The sequence below is a fragment of the Cytobacillus kochii genome, assembly GCF_020171845.1.
GTDB lineage: Bacteria > Bacillota > Bacilli > Bacillales > Cytobacillaceae > Cytobacillus > Cytobacillus kochii.
In genome coordinates this window covers 84,274-104,754 of the sequence record NZ_JAIVAM010000003.1, presented here as the reverse complement: position 1 = coordinate 104,754, position 20,481 = coordinate 84,274, and the positions used below count along the sequence as shown (strand labels likewise).

Below are 20,481 nucleotides of genomic sequence, written 5' to 3'. Positions count from 1 at the left end.
CGCTCTCTTTACTTACGACTCTTTAAAAACTGTAATAAATCATCGGCTTCAAATGTATTAAGGACCGTATCTTTTAATAACCATGCTTTTTTTGCAGCTGATACACCCACTTCCATATGATCGAGTGTTTCTATTTTATGAGCATCAGTATTAATGACAATCTTCACATCAGATTCTTGTGCTAATTTTAATGCTTCTGTTGCGAGGTCTAACCGATTCGGGTTAGCATTTAATTCAAGTACCGTATTCGTTTCTTTTGCTAATGCAATTAATTTCTCAATGTTGACAGCATAACCATCCCGTCTCCCAATCAACCGGCCTGTGGGATGAGCAATAATATCAACATGTGGGTTTCTCATCGCATTTTCTAATCGGTGCATGATTTGCTCTTCTGATTGTGAAAAAGCTGAATGAATAGAAGCAATAACAATATCCATCTCTTTCAGCACATCATCTTCATAATCTAGGGAACCATCCGGTAAAATATCCATTTCTATCCCCGACAAAACTTGAAAATCATCATATTTTTCATTGATTTCGTGAATGATTTCTTTTTGTTTTAATAACCGTTCCTTTGTTAATCCATTCGCTACTTTTAAATATTGCGAATGGTCCGTAATTGCCATATAACGATAACCCTTTGTGCGACAGGCAGCAATCATCTCTTCAATGGAATTAGCACCATCACTCCATGTTGTATGCATATGAAGATCGCCCTTGATATCTTCGTTTTCTATAAGTGGCGTGTTTGCAGTATATGTCTCAACTTCCTGACCGTCTTCACGAATTTCAGGAGGAAACAAAGGTAAATTAAAATGAGCATAAAAATCTTCTTCTGTTTGGAACGTTTTAATCGTTCCTTTTTCTATATCTTCTACACCATACTCACTGATTTTTTCTCCCCGTTCCTTCGCCAATTGACGCATACGAACATTATGGTCTTTAGAACCGGTAAAATGGTGAAGTGTAGAAGCAAACTCTTCAGGAGTTACAATTCTAAAATCAACAGAGACATCATATTTTTCTGCAAGCACTACAGAAACTTTTGTTTCTCCTGCCGCAATCACTTCTTTAATCTCACCTATTTGTAAAAGCTGTTCTTTCACTGAAGCAGGAACCGTCGTTGATATAATAAAGTCCAAATCTTTAATCGTCTCTCTCATTCTTCTAATACTACCTGCTCGAGAAAAACGGTCGATATCTATAAATGAAGATAAAAATCCTTCAATTTTCTCAGCAATCGGTAGCATAAAAGCAAGAGGCAAGCGTTCCGGTCTAGTTCCCACATTAGCTAATGCTTCGAGAATTTTTTCTTCTGTTTTCTTCCCAAATCCGGCTAAAGCTTGTACTTGATGATCATTACAAGCCGTTCTTAAATCTTCAGCATTCTTAACCCCAAGCTCTTTATACAATTTAGCAATTTTTTTACCACCTAAACCCGGCAATTGCAAAAGTGGAATCAAACCTGCTGGTACCTCTTTCTTTAATTCATCAAGTGCACTCGTTGTGCCTTCTTCTACAAACTCTGTGATAACAGCAGAAGTACCCTTACCGATACCAGGTAACTTCGTATAATCCTCTATTTCATCCAACGTTAAATCACTTGTCTCTAACGCCGTTGCTGCTTTACGAAAGGCAGCTGTTTTAAAAGGGTTCTCGCCCTTTAACTCCATATAAATAGCAATCGTTTCTAATAAATGAACAACATCCTTTTTATTAATTGTCATAAGTGTATCGCCTCATTTACCTTCATATTTTCTTAGTCTTTCCCGTTTTCTTACTACCTATAAAATCATACAATATTTCCACCGTTCCAGACAGTCTCGCCCCTTAATGGTAGACCTATCAAAAAAAGATTGGCTTTAAATAAAGAAAACTTCTCTTCCTAAGGTAGAGAAGTTAAGAAGCTACATAATCAATCCATAACTCTTTTATCTGCTGGGAAAACACTGGTGTATGCTCAATAATAAAGTTTGCCATAAACGAGCCGTCTAGAGTTGACTGCACACTATCTATTGGCAATAATGCTGCTATGTATAATAAGATAAACATGATAAGATAAACTTCTATAAATCCTAAAATACTTCCAGCCCAACTGTTTAATTGTTTTAATATCGGAAAACTTGCGAGAAAATCTAGCATACTGCCGATAATTTGTAATACAATCTTAACTGCAAAGAAAATGATTGCAAACGCAATTGCGCGATAATAAGCTGTCTCTAAGTCTGTGTTACCTAAAATCGTTTCAAGCTGTGAATTCCCGAAGTTCGGATATGGAATCCATAAGGTTAATTTAGGAGCTAAAGGCTCATAGTATAGTCTTGCCACAACGAAGGCGACAATAAAGCCTAATAGATGGATAGCTTGAAGAATTAATCCTCTTCGTAGACCTATGAAAAACCCGAAGATTAACATGATAATAATGGCAAGATCAAGCATAATTCGTGTCAGTCCTTTACTCTATTTAATTCTTCTTTAAGACGTTCTACTTCGTCTTTAAGTTTCAAATAATCGTTCATTGTGTTCACAGCTGTTAAAACAGCAAGTTTACTAATATCGAGCGAAGGATTCTTTGCACTAATATCTCTCATTGTTTCATCCACCATGGATGCAACTAAACGGATGTGGCTGGAGCTCTCCGTGCCGACAATTGTATACGGGATACCATATATATCAACCCTTGTTCGGTTTTTATCAGTATTTGACAACATACAAGCCCCCATTCTGAAGAATCCTAAACATTATCATAACACGAACCATTTTTTGAGGGAAGTCAAAGCTTGTCAAAAAGACAGAGGAATTGTCAAAATAGGAGGAATCAATTATGAGTCAAATAGTATTAAAAAAGTCTACAGCAGAACTGCAACAAATGAAAACACATTACCAAGCTCTACTATCACCGAAACAGCCTCCCGGTAGTATTTTCACGGCCAAAACAAACAACTGTACAATTACTGCCTACAAATCAGGTAAAGTATTATTTCAAGGAGCAGGCTGTCAATCAGAAGCAGATAAATGGGGGGGCTCCAATAGCGAAGTCGCACCGAAAAAGAAAGCCAGCTTGCCAAAAGGATCCAAATTACCGGATCATTTTGCATCTTTATCCGTTGTTGGCTCAGATGAAGTTGGGACAGGAGATTACTTTGGACCAATGACAGTAGTAGCAGCTTATGTAAGTGCAACAAAGATTCCGCTATTAAAAGAGCTTGGCGTGCAAGACTCTAAGAATTTAAATGATCAGAGAATTATCCAAATCGCTAAACAAATTAAAGATGTCATTCCCTTTAGTTTACTTACACTACATAATGATAAATATAACAACATGCAACAAAAAGGAATGTCTCAAGGAAAACTAAAAGCTCTCCTTCATAACCAAGCTATTAATAGTGTGCTTGAAAAAATGTCTCCAGAGAAGCCAGACGCCGTCTTAATCGATCAATTTGCTCAAGAAGGAGTATATTATAATTATTTAAAATCTCAAGCCAATATACAAAGAGAAAATGTATATTTCAGTACGAAAGGTGAATCTGTACATATCGCTGTGGCAGCCGCATCAATCCTTGCACGCTATGCGTTTCTCCTTCGGTTCGAGGAATTAAGTAAAAAGGCTGGCTTTCCACTAACAAAAGGTGCCGGTCCTAAGGTTGACGAATGCGGTGCGAAATTAATACATATCCATGGTGAAGATTCTCTAACGCACTTTGTGAAACTCCATTTTGCTAACACCGATAAAGCAAAAGCTCTTTATAGAAAGAAGTATAAAGCATAAGGCAATCGGGCGCCGCTCTTTTATGAAGAGCGGATTTTTTCTTTTGCTGGCGGCTCTCAATCTCTCAGCTTGTGTGCTGCTTCTGATACAATATTTTTCCCTTATACTGCGTTCTCAGCATGACGCTTCTTCTGGGACCAGTGTTTCTTCGTATTACCACTTTCTTGCTCTTATTTCTTCCTATATCTATAGTCTCTTAAGTAGCTAATTGTTCTTTTCAACTACACTGTACAAAAAAAGTGATACTACCGAAAAATAACGGTGAGTATCACTTTGATGATTATTTATCCACGAAGGACAGCACCAGTTTTTTCTTCTAATGCTTTTAACACTTTGTCATGGGCTTTTACAACATCTTCATCTGTAAGAGTCCGTTCTGGATCAAAATATTTCAGTGAATAGGCAATTGATTTTTTACCTTCTTCCATTCGATCGCCTTCATATAAATCAAATACATGAACGTCTTTTAGTAATTTGCCGCCTGCTTCACGAATGACAGTGCTTAATGCTTGAGCCGTCGTTGTTTGATCGACCACTAAAGCAATATCTCTCGTAATAGATGGATAACGAGGAATAGCTTCATAGCGTAAAGGTTTAATTTCAGCATGTAATAATTTCTCTAATGACAATTCAAAAACATACGTTTCTTTTAAGTCTAATTCTTTTTCAACATTTGGATGAACTTGACCAATAAACCCTATACTCGTTTCATTTAGAAATACTTCTGCTGAGCGACCTGGATGTAGCCCATCTTTCTCAAATTTGGTAAACGTGATTTGTTCTAACAAGCCAAGTTTACTAAATAACCCTTCTAGAATTCCTTTCAGAACAAAGAAATCAACTGGCTTTTTCTCCCCTTGCCATTGATGTAACTCCCATAAACCTGTAATGGCCGCAGCTAAATGTTCTTTTTCCTCAGGCAACTCATTCTCAGCTGTACGTAAGAAAATAGAGCCTGTTTCGTAAATAGCAGTAGCGTCAATTTGTCTTGCACTATTATATTTAAGGACTTCTAGTAAATGCGGAGTTAAGCTTAGACGTAACACACTCCGCTCTTCACTCATCGGCATCGCAAGCTTGATTGGGTCTCTAGCTTCTAAGGAATAGTTTTGCGCTTTATCTTCACTCGTTAAAGAATAAGTGATGGCTTGATATAATCCCGCGCCTTCCAAATATTGACGAACGATACGTCGTTTCTTTTGATAAGGCGTTAAACTACCTGCTGAAGCCGTTCCACCAGGCAATGTTGAAGCAAGATTATCGTATCCGTATAGGCGACCCACTTCTTCTACAAGATCCTCTTCTATTGTAATATCCCCACGTCTTGTTGGCACTGTTACTGTCATTTCATTCTCTTCAACCACTGTCGTGAATTGCAGTCTTTCTAAAATATCTTTTGCTTCACTCACTAGTAACGATGTTCCAAGGACACGATTGATTTTATCAATGGTAATGGTGATAACCGCGGGTTCTACTTTTAACGTGTCAACCTCCACTGATCCCTCTAATACTTCTCCGCCTGCGTATTGCGTGAGTAACTGCGCTGCTCTTTCTGCTGCTGGACGAACACGCTGTGGATCAACACCTTTTTCATAACGCGCACTCGCTTCACTTCTTAATCCGTGATCTTTCGAGGACTTTCTAATCGCACCGCCAGTGAAGTAAGCTGATTCAAGTAGTACGGTCGTTGTTTCATTACCAACTTCTGAATTCGCTCCACCCATTACACCAGCTAAAGCAACTGGTACTTCCCCATTTGTGATAACTAGGTGATCAGTTGTTAATTCTCTTTCAGCATCATCAAGCGTAGTGATTTTTTCACCTTGGTTGGCACGGCGAACAAGAATCTCTTTCGAACCTAGGCGATCATAATCAAACGCGTGTAAAGGCTGACCGTATTCAAGCAAAATATAGTTCGTAATATCAACAACATTATTATGTGGACGAATACCAGCTGCTGTTAAACGAGCTTGTAACCATAGTGGTGACGGAGCGATTTTTACATTTTTGATTACTTTAGCGACATATAATGGATTATCATCTGCTGCTTCTACATTTACAGTGATGTAATCAGCGGCCCTCTCAGAAACAGTCTCTACCCTTGGCTGCGGTAATTTCACATCTTTCCCTAAAATAGCAGCGACTTCATAGGCAACACCTAGCATACTTTGGCAATCTGCACGGTTCGGTGTTAACCCTAATTCTAATACTTGATCATCTCTGTGCAATTGCTCTAATGCATTGGTTCCAAGCTCTGTATCTGCTGGAAACACATAGATACCTTCACTATAATCTTTAGCGACTAGCTTACTTTCAAAGCCTAGTTCTTGAAGAGAACAAATCATACCATTCGAAGCTTCGCCACGTAATTTTGCTTTTTTAATTTTAAAATTCCCCGGTAATACTGCACCTACAGTTGCAACTGCCACCTTTTGTCCTTTATCAACATTAGGAGCCCCACAAATGATTTGCACAAGTTCGCCATCGCCAAGGTCTACTTGACAAATATTTAATTTATCAGCACTTGGATGTTTCTCTTTTTCAGCTACATAGCCGACGACAACACCCTTAATTCCTTCATCAAGTGTCTCTACACCTTCAACTTCAATCCCGCTCTTTGTAATTTTCTCTGCTAATTCTTCTGGTGTAATCCCAGATAAGTCAACATATTCTTGTAACCATTTATATGAAACATACATATCGTTGTCCTCCCCCTTTATTCATGAATTGAGAATTGCTTTAAGAATCTACTATCATTTGTATAGAAATGACGAATATCATCGACACCGTATTTCAACATTGCAATACGCTCAGCGCCCATTCCAAAGGCAAAACCTGTATATTTTTTAGAATCAAAACCTGCCATTTCAAGTACATTTGGGTGTACCATTCCTGCACCTAAAATCTCAATCCAACCGGTTGTTTTACATACATTACAGCCTTTTCCAGAGCAAATCATACAAGAAATATCCATTTCTACAGATGGCTCAGTAAATGGGAAGAAACTTGGACGAAGGCGAATTTCTCTCTCTTCACCAAACATTTTTTTCGCAAATACTTCTAGGGTACCCTTTAAGTCTGTCATGCGAATATTTTCATCTATCACAAGTCCTTCAATTTGCATAAATTGATGAGAATGAGTCGCATCATCATTATCACGACGGAATACTTTTCCTGGACAAATGATTTTCACTGGACCTTTCCCCTCATGCTTTTCCATCGTTCTAGCTTGCACAGGCGAAGTATGTGTGCGTAATAAAATATCCTCTGTAATATAGAATGAATCTTGCATATCACGTGCAGGGTGACCTTTTGGTAAGTTTAATGCTTCAAAATTATAATAATCCTTCTCCACTTCAGGTCCTTCCGCTACGGTATAGCCCATTCCAATGAATAAGTCCTCAATTTCTTCAACAACCCTTGTTAATGAATGATGATTACCGGTATGTACAGGACGACCTGGTAATGTCACATCAATCGTTTCTGCAGCAAGCTTAGCTTGAATTTGCGCTTCTTCTAACTGCACTTGTTTTGCCGTTATTCCTTGCGTAATTTGATCACGTACTTCATTTGCTAATGCACCCATTTTTGGACGTTCTTCTGCAGAAAGTTTCCCCATTCCTTTTAGTACTTCTGTGATCGGGCCTTTCTTACCTAAATAAGCAACGCGGATATCATTTAATTCTTTTAAATCTATTGCCGCAGAAACCTTCTCTAACGCTTCTGCTTGCAATTCTTTTAAACGCTCTTGCATCTTGAAACTCCTCCTTTTAATACTTTTTTGACAAAATAAAAAACCTTATCCCATGAAAGGGACGAGGTTTGGAATCGCGGTACCACCCTTTTTAATACAACAATAAAAAACATGTTATATTCGCTTCATTTCGATAACGGCAAAAAGCCGGTGCATCTTTACATCGAAAATATTCGATGGTCCCGATGTCTGCTCAAGAGCTGAAATTTCGAGTAAGTCGCTCATAAAAATGCTTTCAGTCTCAGGCATTTTCTCCCTATTATGAACAAAACATACTTTACTTTGTCTCTATCATAGCTTTTAATTATTTCATTTTGCTATTTATTATATTACATTATGAGTCGACATTCAAATTGTTCTCACGATTTTTTTACTCATTATTCGTTTCGCAAATAATATAGCAATATACCTGCTGCTACAGCTACATTTAAGGACTCACTCTTACCGTATAAAGGAATATACAGATTGGCTGTTGTTTGTGTAAGTAAATCTTTATTTACACCGTTCCCTTCATTACCAACGAGCAATGCAAATTCATCCAGTGGAGCAAAGCTTTGATATTCTTTGCCTCCTTCTAATGCTGTACCGTATACAGGAATATTATTTTCCTTTAACTCCTTCATCCATACATCCAACTTGCCATGGATAATTGGTAAATGGAAGTGACTACCTTGAGCGGAACGTAAAACCTTTGGATTATAAGGGTCCACTGTGCCCTGACCGATGATAACCGCATCCATGCCAGCCGCATCAGCTGTACGAATCATTGTTCCTAAGTTTCCGGGATCTTGCACTTCATCTAATAGTAATAATTTCTTCGTACCAAGCGAATCGAAAGATCTCTCTTCTTCTTGATAACATACGGCCACAATTCCTTGCGGTGATTGTGTATCAGTTAAGTCTCCAATCACATGTGGCGGTAGGATATAAATCGAACAGTCTCCTACATTCCAGCTTTTTGGTATATCCTTTTCCTCACTAATCATTAACTCTTTTACACGATTTTCTTTTAATGCTTCTTCAACAAGGTGAAATCCTTCAACAAGAAAAGTACCTGTTACATCTCTTTCTTTCCTTTTGAGAAGCTTTTTCCACTGCTTCACCTGTGGATTTTTTGCGGATTGTAAGTACTTCATTTTTTCGCTCCTTCAATAAAACACGTGCCATTAATATTTCATTATACCGAAAAACGCATACATAATAAATCTTAAATGAGAAACCCTATAATCGTAACGAATTCTAACGAAGGATGTGTTTACTTTTATGAACTTAAATTTACGTAATGCCATCTTACACAATGTTTCAGGTAATTCACAAGATGAATTAAAAGATACTATTGTTGATGCTATACAAACAGGCGAAGAGAAAATGCTCCCTGGCCTTGGCGTATTATTTGAAGTCATTTGGCAAAATTCATCTGAAACTGAAAAAAAAGAAATGCTAGAGACGTTAGAAAACGGCTTACAATAAGAAAAAAACAGCCTTTCATCAGGCTGTTTTTTTCTATTCAAAAGTTATTTTTGCAACGGTATCGTTATCTAGTCTTTTAATAACAGCTGTAATCAGTTTTACTGCGTTTTCAAAATCATCACGATGAAGAATACCCGCATGTGAATGAATATATCTTGTTGCAATTGTAATTGAAAGCGCTGGCACACCTTTATAGGTTAAATGTATGGATCCTGCATCCGTTCCACCACCTGGTACAGAATCAAACTGATATGGAATATTGAGCTCATCTGCTGTATCTGTTACAAAATCTCTTAAGCCCTTATGTGACACCATAGAAGCGTCATAGAGAATAATTTGAGGACCGTCACCTAATTTACTTAACGCATCCTTTTCTGTTACACCTGGTGTATCTCCTGGTATACCAACATCAACAGCGATACCGATATCAGGCTCAATCATTTGTGCAGCTGTTTTTGCCCCACGCAAGCCAACTTCTTCTTGTACCGTTCCAACCGCATATACTGTATTTGGATGGTTCTCATTTTTCAACCCTTCTAGCACTTTAATTGCAATCGCCAACCCGATTCTGTTGTCCCAAGCCTTCGCAAGTAACATTTTCTCATTGTTCATCACAGTGAATTCAAAATATGGAACAACCATATCTCCTGGTTTTACACCCCAACCTAACGCCTCTTCACGGCTAGAAGCACCGATATCAATGAACATATCCTTGATTTCAATTGTTTTCTTACGCGCTTCTGCTGGCAAAATATGTGGCGGCTTCGAACCAATTACCCCAGTTACATCTCCTTTAGATGTTACAATCGACACACGTTGGGCTAACATCACTTGTGACCACCAGCCTCCAACTGTTTGAAACCGCAAAAAACCTTTATTATCAATACTTGTCACCATAAAACCTACTTCATCTAAATGACCAGCAACCATAATCTTTGGCCCATCTGCTTGACCAATTTTTTTAGCGATTAAACTACCAAGTCCATCAGTGGATAATTCATCTGCTAAGGGTTCTATGTATTTTTTCATCACTTCACGCACTTCTCGTTCGTTACCTGGAACCCCTCTTGCATCAGTTAGTTCTTTTAGCATCGTTAATGTTTCATCAAGCTTAGACATATTTCGACTCCCTTAATATTATTTAAGCCTATTATACATGGTTAGTCCTTCTTTTGTAAAAACTTAAACTACTTCTTACTGTACTTCATTTCTATAGAACTTATACATATGTGTTAACAAGCGGGATGACTTGAAGGTACCTTTGAGGTTTAGACGCTCACTTATTTTCCGGATGAACCAAACCCTCCGCTGTTTCTTTCTGATTGTGTTAAATCACTTACTTGCGCAAGTTCAACTTGAAAAACTGGTGCTATTACCATTTGGGCAATCCTCATCTGTTTTTCTACGCGGAATTCTTCTTTTCCATGATTAATCAAGATGATCTTCACTTCGCCTCTATAGCCCTCATCAATCGTCCCTGGACTATTTAAAACCGTTACACTATGTTTAAGAGCTAAACCACTTCTTGGCCTTACTTGCGCTTCCGTTCCTTTTGGTAACTCCATCTGAATACCGGTGCTAATTAAAGCTGACTGTCCTGATGGTATGATTACATCTTCAACTGAAAATAAATCTAGCCCAGCGTCCCCCTCATTTGCACGGTAAGGCATTTTAGCATCATTGTGAATCAATTTAATGTTTAATATATTCGTCATTGTTTATCCCTCATCTTATTATAGAATGATGTTATTATCTTGTTGCATAAAATTACTTACTAATGGGTATATAAACCGTAAATGTCCCTCAGTTTTTTTCGATTGAAGAGCCAATTATTTTTTACATAACAAAAAAATTATAACAAATTTAAACAAAGTTGAAACCTTTTTCGTTTTTATTCGTAAACACTTAAAAAATGTACAAAGGGGTATTCTTTATGTTATTGATCATTCGCCTATTACTAATCATTTTGATTATTTTGCTCATATATAGCGCCATTAAGTATGTTACAAATCCGATGCGTAAATTAGAAAAAGCCCATAAACAAAAAAAATACTTTTTTTATGACGACGCAAATAACGCTCAGAAAAATTTCTTCATTACTTATAAAGGGGTTATGTTTGAAGGTGAAAAATATCTAGGTACAACAGATAACTCCTTTGATGTGGTTTCAATTTTTATTTGGCCTCATCAGCCATCAGAGTTACAAGGACTTGTTGGTGAGGACTTTATGTTTATCGAAAGCAAATTAAAAAGTCATTATACGAATGCAAAAATCGACTGGAAGAGCCCTGTGAAAGAGCTAATGGATAAAAAGCGTAACCAGTGAAAGATGAGCCCAAACTTTAAGCCCTAACAAAATTTTATAAATTTTGTTAGGGCTATATTTATATCTCTCAGTAGCATTTGCTAGATTTTTACTACAGTCGGTATATTCCTCTTTTCTGCAATCAAATAATTCCCCTCTCAAAGCCAATAAACAAAAAAAGCCAGGATACACGACCCTAACCTTTCATTTATGAAACTTTTTTCACCTTTGTTGTTTTAAAAAATTCTTGCCATTTTATCACAGTCACTTTCTCTCTAATTAGATAGAGAAGAATGGACAAAGACAGTAGAATCATAACAATCATTGTTGGTGTAAATCTACTGATAAATTCACCAAAAACAGTATAAAAGATTGCTAATGGTATATTTGTTAACAAAGCACCTTTGCAGAAATCACGAAATTTCGGGTTTTTTTCTAGCAAGCAAAAGTTAAGTAAATGAAAATGAATAAATGGAATCAAACGAAGAATGGAAATTTGACCAATGGTTAAATTACGATATTCTCCAAACCATTTCTTTTTTAAATGAGATAGTTTTTCATGAAAGGTAGGAAGCTGATAAATTAATATATAAAAAAATAAACAAGATAACATTAACCCTACTAGAGATAAAATACTACCAAATAAACTGCCAAACAATACACCACCAGCAATACAAACAAGTGGCACAGGGATAAAAAGGAACTGCCGCAAAATATGAAATAAAATAAATGCGAATGGAGCGAGAATACCTGCTGTCTCAATAATCCCCTTTGCAAGAGCAAGATGTTCATTCACCTGATAAACGCCCACCTTCCATGAACTATAAGATTCTTGGATGTTAGTACATCATATGGCAACGGCCCTAAAATTATGCCCACTCCATGATGAGATAAACGAGGAATATCAACTGTAACACGGATAAGATAGGAAGACCAAGTTTAAAAGAAAAATGCTTCGTCTTATGTCTATAACGCCTCATTCCCCAAGTCATTCCTATAGCTCCAAACAAAAGAGCCACCAGCCATAGATTTTGCTCACTAATGCGGTATTCTCCCCTTTGCGCTTTTCTTTTATCTATTTTCATCATAATTGCCGCAATGCCATTCAGTATAAAAAAGACGATTATGATAGCAAAAATCATTCCTTACACCCCTATTCTCATGTCGTTATCGAAATTATAGCTGATAAAGTAGATTAATCGTATTTATAAGTTCAAACTCGGTGCCAAAGGTCTTTTAGTTTCATACGCGTGAGATGCTCACTAACGTATATACTTGAACTTTGCAGGTGTTTATTTCGTCTCCTTTAATTTCAATAGACTAAAAATATAACAAAAAAAGCCACCCCCGAAAGAGCGACTCTTAAACTTTCTTATTTAGAAAGGTTTTGTTTTGCAACAGTTGCTAATTCTGCAAATGCATTTGCATCAGAAACAGCTAATTCTGCAAGCATTTTGCGGTTTACTTCGATACCAGCTAGTTTTAAACCGTGCATTAAACGGCTATAAGAAAGACCGTTCATACGAGCAGCTGCGTTAATACGAGTAACCCATAACTTACGGAAGTCGCGTTTTTTCTGACGACGATCACGATAAGCATAGTTGTAAGATTTCATTACTTGTTGGTTAGCAACTTTATATAAAGTATGTTTAGAACCATAATAACCTTTAGCTAATTTTAATACCTTTTTACGACGTTTGCGAGTAACTGTACCGCCTTTTACACGTGGCATAATATTTCCCTCCTATTTTGCAAGTTTACTTAAGTCCTACTAACATATTGCGGATACGCTTGAAATCACCTGTAGATACAAGAGTACCTTTACGAAGCTTACGTTTTTGTTTTTGAGATTTATTCGCGAACATATGGCTTCTGTAAGCGTGAGAACGTTTTAATTTTCCAGATCCTGTTCTTTTAAAACGCTTAGCAGAACCACGGTGAGTTTTCATTTTTGGCATGTGGAATTCCTCCTCTTACTTTTCGTTTTTAGGTGCAAGTATCATAAACATGCTTCGGCCATCCATTTTTGGATGAGATTCAACTGTTGCGACTTCAGAGCAAGCCTCTGCAAATCGAACAAGAACACGCTGTCCAATTTCCTTATGCGTAATCGCACGACCTTTAAAACGAATGGAAGCTTTTACTTTATCGCCTTTTTCAAGGAATTTGATTGCGTTACGAAGCTTTGTATTAAAGTCATGTTCCTCTATCGTTGGACTAAGGCGAACTTCTTTAACACTGATAATTTTTTGATTTTTACGTGCTTCTTTGTCTTTCTTCTGTTGCTCGAACTTAAACTTACCGTAGTCCATGATACGGCCTACAGGAGGCTTTGCATTCGGTGCTACAAGAACAAGATCAAGATTTACACGTGCGGCTATTTCTAGCGCTTCATTTTTAGATTTGATTCCTAGTTGCTCGCCATTCTGGTCAATAAGACGAACTTCACGGGCACGGATACCCTCGTTTAACAACATATCTTTGCTAATAGTTAGACACCTCCATGGTTTTATATGAACACAATGTTTGGGTCACTTTTCTAAAAGAAGCTTCCAGCTGCACCGAGTGATACAATCGAGGCAAATAAAAAAGTGCGGGTGAAGACACCCACACATTACGTACAATGTTAAAATTCACGTAAACCTGCTAACTGCCTAAAAGCGTCAATCAGGTGAGAAGCGGGCGCTTCTTCTTTACTCAAACTGTATTCAAATTACCTTAGAAAATATATCACAAAGCATAATATTTGTCAAATGGTATTGTTTTTTCACAACATAGAAAATGATATCAAAAGTTGCGGTGTTTGGCAACAACTTTTGAAATTTTTTTGTACCCACCTTTATCCAGCTTAACAACATGCATAAAATGATGTTTGAGTTAAGACATGGATGAAGATCCTTTGAACAATCAAATACTTGGTCTGTAATATTTTTATCCTCTTTGAACTTCCTTCTCAATCAATTGTTTAAATTCATTAAAGGAGATAGTTTCTGATTTTTGTTCTCCATATTTACGTACATTAACCGCCTGTTCACTTACTTCATTATCGCCGACAACGAGCATATATGGGATTTTCTGCATTTGTGCTTCACGAATTTTATAACCCATTTTTTCATTACGATCATCGATTTCAACGCGCATTCCTGCAAGCTGTAAATCTTCTTTTACTTTTTTCGCATAATCAAAATGGATATCATTTGAAACTGGAATAACCTGAACTTGAACAGGAGCTAGCCATGTTGGGAATGCACCTTTGTATTCTTCGATAAGGAAAGCAACAAAACGTTCCATCGTTGAAACAACACCACGGTGAATAACAACAGGGCGATGCGGCTTGCCATCTTCCCCAACATAAGATAAGTCAAAACGTTCAGGAAGCAAGAAGTCTAACTGAACAGTTGATAACGTTTCTTCTTTACCTAGAGCTGTTTTTACTTGTACATCAAGCTTAGGACCGTAGAATGCGGCCTCCCCTTCTGCTTCATAGTAAGGCAAGCCAATCTCATCCATTGCTTCTTTTAACATCGATTGTGCCTTTTCCCACATTTGATTATCATCAAAATACTTTTCAGTATCCTCAGGATCGCGATAAGATAAGCGGAACGAATAATCATTAATGTCAAAGTCTTTGTATACTTCGAGAATTAAATTAACAACGCGTATAAATTCTTCTTTAATTTGATCTGGACGAACGAATAGATGGGCATCATTTAATGTCATACCACGCACACGTTGCAATCCTGATAATGCTCCAGACATCTCATAGCGATGCATTGTACCTAATTCAGCGATACGGATTGGTAATTCTCTATAACTATGGATTCCTTGTTTATAAATCATCATATGATGAGGACAGTTCATTGGACGAAGAACAAGCTCCTCATTATCCATTTTCATTACAGGGAACATATCTTCTTGATAGTGATCCCAGTGTCCTGAAGTTTTGTAAAGTTCCACATTTGCCATAATTGGTGTATATACATGGTCATAGCCTAAACGCACTTCTTTATCCACGATATAACGTTCAATATTACGGCGAATTGTTGCACCTTTTGGTAACCATAGCGGTAACCCTTGTCCAACCTTTTGGGAGTTCGTAAAGAGGCTTAATTCCTTACCAATTTTACGGTGATCACGCTCTTTTGCTTCTTCAAGCAAACGCAAGTGTTCTTTTAAGTCATCTTTTGTAAAGAAAGCAGTACCATATATACGTTGTAGCATCTTATTGTCGCTATCTCCACGCCAATATGCGCCAGCAATACTTAAAAGCTTAAATTCTTTAATTTTCCCTGTAGAAGGAACATGAACCCCTCGACAAAGATCAAAGAATTCGCCTTGTTCATAAAGGGTAACTGTTTCACCTTCTGGAATGGCGCCAATCAGTTCAACCTTATATTCGTCGCCAATCTCTTCATAGATTTTTAAAGCTTCGTCTCTACTCACTTCTTTACGCACAATCTCAATATTTTCATTGATGATTTTCTTCATTTCTTTCTCGATTTTCGGTAGATCTTCAGGTGTTAATGACTCCTCCATATCGATATCGTAGTAGAAGCCACTCTCAATAACAGGACCTACACCTAATTTAACGTTTTTATATAAACGTTTAATCGCTTGCGCCATTAAATGAGCTGAACTGTGACGCATAATTTCAAGCGCCTCATCACTGCCTTGGGTAATGATCTCCACAGCCGCATCCTCTTCAATTGGACGACGAAGGTCGAATAATTCATTATTCACTTTACCGGCTATGGCTTTCTTTTTTAAGCCAGGGCTGATTGATGATGCGATTTCTTCCGTTGTTGTTCCTTTGGAGAACTCCTTTACTGCTCCATCTGGAAACGAAACTTTAATCATTTCTGACATCATAACTTCCTCCTTGTTTTTGAAAAATAAAAAACTCGTCCCTAAAAAAAGGGACGAGTATCATATACACGTGGTTCCACCCTACTTCTCACTTTTAAAAAGTGACTCGTAGCAAGTTAACGGTCTTGTTGCCGCCAATACTTAATCGACGCCATAGACATCTTTATGTATTGGAGTTCAAAGGTGGTAAGCATTCCATTCGTGTTAGGAAGATTGCAGCCTTGTCTTCCCTCTCTATAAACCGTAAAAGAATACCCATATCCTTATCATTACTGTTCATTGATAATTTCAATATGTAAGTATTATAGTTTTTAATTTACGGAAAATCAAGAGGGTTCACTTATATTTTTACACGCATGCTGTTTACGCATATTAAATTCACTTATATGAAGGGTTTTCAATCTCTCTTCAAAAATATTTTTAATTGTACGAACTAAAGGTTGTTCTTCACTTTCACTATATAAACATATTTCCTGAGGAGCGATTGAGAGTAATGGTGCGATTGTAACTGAATCTACATAGACAGGGTGATTAATTAATAGCCTTCGATCTATCATTGCCGTTAGATCCATTCGAGAAAGCTCCTCGAAATGCTGATTAAAAAAGCGGACTTCTTCACCTAAATATAAATGAATCGTGGGTAACTTACTTTCTCTATCCTTAATAAAGTCTCTTAAGGTTTGAATAAACATTTGATATTCCTGTTCCATTTTATATTCATCAATAGACAACTCAACATACTTTGTCATATCATCTAAAAGCGGTTTAAGACGAAACTTTATAAAAGCATCATAAGAAAAAGAGATATCATCATGCACTAGGCGATCTATAGCCGCTCGTAATTGCTCGTGTATATCCACTCTCTGTAAAAAAGTAGATAAATCTTCTCTTTGCCCTTCTAATATGGAATGAATGATTTCAAGAATTTGTTGTTGTTCTTCCGAATCTTGATAATAAAACTTCTCGGCCATTATCTTTCTAAACCAACTATCGCATTTACTCTCCATTAAAAAAGCAGAAAATGTTCGTTTTACTTCTTCAATAGATCGTCCACTGCATTGTTCAGGATACATTCTTACTATATATTGACCTTCATTATGAAGAATTGTCGTTTCGCCTTCCGTATAGTTCTGAATCCGGATTGCGTGCTGAAACAGCTCCTCAGCTTCATGCTTATTCCGGAAAATGATCTCTATCAACCAAATCCCCCCTTAACATCTATCTGATTCATATATATGGGAGACTTGGCCAAAATAGAAGTCATGAAGAAAAACTATTGAAAATTATCTTGCCTAAACCCTTCGATTCGGTCCTTCGACAAGCACAGGATCGGTTAAATATTTAATTCTTTCCATTACTCTTCTTGCCTTCATCCGCTCCTCTTCCCCTCGCTGACTATAGGTCAGGTGATGTTCAAGTCCTTTATAATCAAAGTTTGAGGTAAAAAAAGTCGGTAACTTTTCAAGCATACGATATTGTAGAATCGGCGACAAAATTTCATCTCTTGTCCAACTTGACATCGTTTCTGCACCCATATCATCAAACATAAGTACAGAAGATGATCGAATAGCTTCAAGTTTATCATTTAAAGTCGAATCACTAATTGAGCTTTTCAGTTCCCTAAATAATTCAGGCACATAGACAATCATTGATGAAACTTGCTTCAAGGCAAGTTCATTGGCAATCGCACCTAATAAATAAGATTTACCGACACCAAATTGGCCGTATAAATATAACGCCTTCTGACCATCGCCCTTTTTAAAATTCATACAATAGCTAAGAGCTTTATTGACCGCTTCCATTCTTTTTCCATCATCGTTGTACACCGTATCAAAAGTTGCATTTAGTATGTCTTTAGGGACATATAAACTTTGAATCAACTTCTCATTTTTTCTTTTTTCATCATGGATTTGCTTTCGTGGGCATTTATCATATTTAATATCAATCAGGCCACGTTCAATGACGAGCTCTGGGTGGTAGCCTTGCATAAAATTGATACAACTATCTAGGCTCGGACAGCGATTACATTCTTTACTTAGCTTGCTATATTCATACAATTTAATTAAGCTTCTTTCAACCATATCTGCTGACAATTCATCCTTATGTGCCGTCAAAAAGGCACGGACATCTGGATCATTTAAAGTCTCTGCTCGTTGCTTTTCATATCTCGTTTTAAAATCTTGATTTCCTGCAAGCTTTTTAAGCGTATCATTGATTCTTTCCATCTATTGTCCACCCCCGTTTCTTCTTTTCATTAGTTCTTGAAATTCCTTCATATTAAGATCTACATGATCATCTTTCTTATCCTGCTTCTGTTGGTCGACAGTCTCATTTTTACTTGTTTCCTCGTCAAACCAATCAGGTAAAAGCTCTGTCCTCGTGACAGCTTTTTTCGTATTAGATTTGGATGAACGTTTCCCTACTTTTTTATTCTCTGCCCATTTCAAATATTGTTGGTGCTCTTTCTTCGCCAGAGCCATGGCATTAGCCGTAGTTTGAATGCTCTTTCTCGCCCAATGACTAGCGATCGTTTCCACATATGCCTTTGTCAGCTTTTTATCTGTTTTACGCATCACATAATCAATCAAAACATTCATCACACCGGGAGGCAACTTTTGGTGAAACATCACATCTTCAAGTATTTTCAATTCCGCTTTTGAAGGTTCCGCCCCCCCAGATAAATCTTTCAAAAATTGAATAGGGGAAGTTGTATCAAAGTATTGAATAAGCTCTTCTTCTTTACTTTTGGGCTTTTCAGTTATTGAGAGACTATGAACAGGCTGAGTTTGCGTAATTAGTGATGGCAATTCGTCACGATGATTCATTTGATACCAATCCCTTGCCGATTTCCGCAATTCATCCATCTCAACTTCATCATCTTCGTTCATCGCGCTTATCATAATATTCTTCATTTCCATAACATCAATATCATATAAAAATGCCAAATTACTAATGGCATCCTTTACTGTTTGCGTAAGTGCTTTTCGGGGAACAAGTGATTCACTAAGGCCCGCTTCCAATAACGAGAAATTAAATGTTTGCCATGGGATTTGAATTTTATTCGCTTCCATTCTATCTACCCATTCACCTTTTGGAGAAACAGATAAGTCATCATTATACTCTTTAGCAAGCTGGTGTCCAGATGTATAAACCTCATGAAAGGCTGTTGTTACATCCTTATAATCAAGAGGAAGGTTTGAATACTCCTCATCACTAAAAAAACGCTTTAGTCTTGTATATTGAGTTTTACCGATTTTTTTATAAAGAAAGATATTGAGCATACCATCTAAGAAAAATGTACTTGGAGAAAGGGGGGGCTGTAATTGATAAATAAATTCACGATTTTCCCCTTCTTTCACATAAACTTTTAGCAAGCCAATTCCTTCAAGTTTTTTTCTTGCTTCATAAATTTCTTTTAAACTTAAGTCCATCATACTCATCAGACCATGATGGTTACGCGAAGATGAAGACCAAATACGGTTTTCCTCCACTTCCATCCATAAGGTCATATATAAACTGTACGCAATGGTCCCAATAAGTGGCTGATAAAGAAATACTAAGATTTTTCGATCATAGTCATGTAACAGCCCATTTAAAGCCACTGTATAATGATCACTAGGGATGACTTCAGTCCAATGCTGGGCCATGAAAAATACCTTCTTTCTTTCATATCTTGAAAAAAATGAGCAAAGAAGCTAAATTCACTTTAGCCTATTTGCTCACCTTTACGCTTGTTCCTTCTTCATTAACTCTTTTAGCTCTTCTATAAATACATTAATATCTTTGAATTGACGATAAACAGAAGCAAAGCGAACATAGGCGACATCGTCAACTTTCACTAGCCTGTCCATAACCATTTCGCCAACATCATCACTTTTCACTTCTGATACTCCGTTGCTTCTTAATTCCTTTTCAACTTGAAAAGTGATATCTTCTAGTTCTTTTAATGCAACCGGTCGTTTTTCACAAGCTTTTATTAGTCCACGCAATATTTTCTCTCTGCTAAACTCTTCTCTTGTTCCTTCTTTTTTCACAACAATCAAAGGAATTTCCTCTACCTTTTCAAAAGTTGTAAACCGATAACCACATTTTTCACACTCTCTTCGTCTTCGTATCGATTTACCTTCATCAACAGGACGAGAGTCTAGCACACGAGTATTATTATGTTGGCATGAAGGACATTTCATACAATCAACTCCGTCTCATCTTTACATTCCTAAAATGTATCTTTACTTACTATCATATAAAAAAGGAGTTGTTAGTACAAGTAGATATGTTTTTTTCATAATAAAAAGAGTGCAATTATTCGCTTGCACT

21 protein-coding genes and 3 other annotated features are annotated in these 20,481 nt (G+C 37.0%); of the genes, 3 read left to right on the top strand and 18 right to left on the bottom strand.

The annotated features are described in order from the left end of the window. Positions 1–8 precede the first annotated feature (8 nt). The 3 genes from polX to zapA form a co-directional block, all read right to left on the bottom strand. A complete protein-coding gene (polX, locus tag LCM23_RS03990; protein WP_224935802.1) occupies positions 9–1,727 on the bottom strand; it encodes a DNA polymerase/3'-5' exonuclease PolX in 1,719 nt (572 codons plus the stop codon). A 172-nt stretch (positions 1,728–1,899) separates the two neighbouring features. Further along, the gene (locus LCM23_RS03985) at positions 1,900–2,439 is read right to left on the bottom strand and encodes a CvpA family protein (RefSeq protein WP_095372338.1); all 540 of its coding nucleotides are present in this window, start codon (positions 2,437–2,439) and stop codon (positions 1,900–1,902) included. An 8-nt stretch (positions 2,440–2,447) separates the two neighbouring features. Continuing rightward, positions 2,448–2,708 (bottom strand): cell division protein ZapA, encoded by a 261-nt coding sequence (zapA, locus tag LCM23_RS03980; RefSeq protein ID WP_095373635.1) that lies wholly within the window; start codon positions 2,706–2,708, stop codon positions 2,448–2,450. A gap of 116 nt (positions 2,709–2,824) precedes the next feature. Here zapA and rnhC point away from each other — a divergent pair, with 116 nt between their 5' ends. Further along, on the top strand, positions 2,825–3,769 hold the full coding sequence (gene rnhC / locus LCM23_RS03975; RefSeq protein ID WP_263624126.1) for a ribonuclease HIII: 945 nt from the start codon (positions 2,825–2,827) through the stop codon (positions 3,767–3,769). 284 nt (positions 3,770–4,053) lie between these two features. Here the strand turns inward: rnhC and pheT are convergent, their stop codons facing one another. The 3 genes from pheT to LCM23_RS03960 all read right to left on the bottom strand — a co-directional run bounded on the left by pheT (position 4,054) and on the right by LCM23_RS03960 (position 8,659). Beyond that, a complete protein-coding gene (gene pheT / locus LCM23_RS03970; protein WP_224935801.1) occupies positions 4,054–6,468 on the bottom strand; it encodes a phenylalanine--tRNA ligase subunit beta in 2,415 nt (804 codons plus the stop codon). 17 nt (positions 6,469–6,485) lie between these two features. Continuing rightward, positions 6,486–7,523 (bottom strand): phenylalanine--tRNA ligase subunit alpha, encoded by a 1,038-nt coding sequence (pheS, locus tag LCM23_RS03965; RefSeq protein ID WP_224935800.1) that lies wholly within the window; start codon positions 7,521–7,523, stop codon positions 6,486–6,488. A 54-nt stretch (positions 7,524–7,577) separates the two neighbouring features. Beyond that, positions 7,578–7,827: a binding site (T-box leader), on the bottom strand. Between the two features lie 73 nt (positions 7,828–7,900). Continuing rightward, the gene (locus LCM23_RS03960) at positions 7,901–8,659 is read right to left on the bottom strand and encodes a TrmH family RNA methyltransferase (protein WP_224935799.1); all 759 of its coding nucleotides are present in this window, start codon (positions 8,657–8,659) and stop codon (positions 7,901–7,903) included. A gap of 127 nt (positions 8,660–8,786) precedes the next feature. On the opposite strand from LCM23_RS03960, the gene sspI reads away from it, so the two are divergent. Further along, positions 8,787–8,993 (top strand): small acid-soluble spore protein SspI, encoded by a 207-nt coding sequence (gene sspI / locus LCM23_RS03955; protein ID WP_095372333.1) that lies wholly within the window; start codon positions 8,787–8,789, stop codon positions 8,991–8,993. A 33-nt stretch (positions 8,994–9,026) separates the two neighbouring features. On the opposite strand, the gene LCM23_RS03950 is transcribed toward sspI, so the two are convergent. Continuing rightward, positions 9,027–10,112, bottom strand: coding sequence for a M42 family metallopeptidase (locus LCM23_RS03950; RefSeq protein WP_224935798.1), 1,086 nt, complete (start codon positions 10,110–10,112; stop codon positions 9,027–9,029). 161 nt (positions 10,113–10,273) lie between these two features. Beyond that, entirely contained in the window at positions 10,274–10,708 is a 435-nt protein-coding gene (gene dut / locus LCM23_RS03945) for a dUTP diphosphatase (RefSeq protein ID WP_224935797.1), read from the bottom strand. A gap of 218 nt (positions 10,709–10,926) precedes the next feature. On the opposite strand from dut, the gene LCM23_RS03940 reads away from it, so the two are divergent. Further along, positions 10,927–11,319: a sigma-w pathway protein ysdB gene (locus tag LCM23_RS03940; RefSeq protein WP_224935796.1), complete on the top strand. Its 393-nt coding sequence runs from the start codon at positions 10,927–10,929 to the stop codon at positions 11,317–11,319. A 187-nt stretch (positions 11,320–11,506) separates the two neighbouring features. Here LCM23_RS03940 and LCM23_RS03935 read toward each other — a convergent pair whose 3' ends face one another. From LCM23_RS03935 to nrdR, 10 genes are all read right to left on the bottom strand, one after another. Next, positions 11,507–12,094 carry a TVP38/TMEM64 family protein gene (locus tag LCM23_RS03935; protein WP_224935795.1) on the bottom strand — a complete coding sequence of 196 codons (588 nt, stop codon included), beginning with the start codon at positions 12,092–12,094 and terminating at the stop codon, positions 11,507–11,509. A gap of 73 nt (positions 12,095–12,167) precedes the next feature. Further along, positions 12,168–12,440, bottom strand: coding sequence for a DUF1294 domain-containing protein (locus LCM23_RS03930; RefSeq protein WP_224935794.1), 273 nt, complete (start codon positions 12,438–12,440; stop codon positions 12,168–12,170). 230 nt (positions 12,441–12,670) lie between these two features. Then, entirely contained in the window at positions 12,671–13,030 is a 360-nt protein-coding gene (gene rplT / locus LCM23_RS03925; RefSeq protein WP_224935793.1) for a 50S ribosomal protein L20, read from the bottom strand. 25 nt (positions 13,031–13,055) lie between these two features. Further along, positions 13,056–13,256 carry a 50S ribosomal protein L35 gene (rpmI, locus tag LCM23_RS03920; protein WP_095372326.1) on the bottom strand — a complete coding sequence of 67 codons (201 nt, stop codon included), beginning with the start codon at positions 13,254–13,256 and terminating at the stop codon, positions 13,056–13,058. 15 nt (positions 13,257–13,271) lie between these two features. Next, the gene (gene infC / locus LCM23_RS03915) at positions 13,272–13,775 is read right to left on the bottom strand and encodes a translation initiation factor IF-3 (RefSeq protein ID WP_095372325.1); all 504 of its coding nucleotides are present in this window, start codon (positions 13,773–13,775) and stop codon (positions 13,272–13,274) included. 102 nt (positions 13,776–13,877) lie between these two features. After that, positions 13,878–13,998: a sequence feature (ribosomal protein L20 leader region), on the bottom strand. Positions 13,999–14,229: 231 nt separating this feature from the next. After that, positions 14,230–16,164, bottom strand: coding sequence for a threonine--tRNA ligase (thrS, locus tag LCM23_RS03910; RefSeq protein WP_224935792.1), 1,935 nt, complete (start codon positions 16,162–16,164; stop codon positions 14,230–14,232). Between the two features lie 46 nt (positions 16,165–16,210). Next, positions 16,211–16,443 (bottom strand) — a binding site (T-box leader). Positions 16,444–16,490: 47 nt separating this feature from the next. Next, positions 16,491–17,363, bottom strand: coding sequence for a putative sporulation protein YtxC (gene ytxC, locus LCM23_RS03905; protein WP_224935791.1), 873 nt, complete (start codon positions 17,361–17,363; stop codon positions 16,491–16,493). Positions 17,364–17,456: 93 nt separating this feature from the next. Beyond that, positions 17,457–18,389 (bottom strand): primosomal protein DnaI, encoded by a 933-nt coding sequence (gene dnaI / locus LCM23_RS03900; protein ID WP_224935790.1) that lies wholly within the window; start codon positions 18,387–18,389, stop codon positions 17,457–17,459. Next, on the bottom strand, positions 18,390–19,811 hold the full coding sequence (locus LCM23_RS03895) for a replication initiation and membrane attachment family protein (protein ID WP_224935789.1): 1,422 nt from the start codon (positions 19,809–19,811) through the stop codon (positions 18,390–18,392). 78 nt (positions 19,812–19,889) lie between these two features. Next, positions 19,890–20,351: a transcriptional regulator NrdR gene (nrdR, locus tag LCM23_RS03890; RefSeq protein WP_095372321.1), complete on the bottom strand. Its 462-nt coding sequence runs from the start codon at positions 20,349–20,351 to the stop codon at positions 19,890–19,892. Between the last annotated feature and the right edge of the window lie 130 nt (positions 20,352–20,481).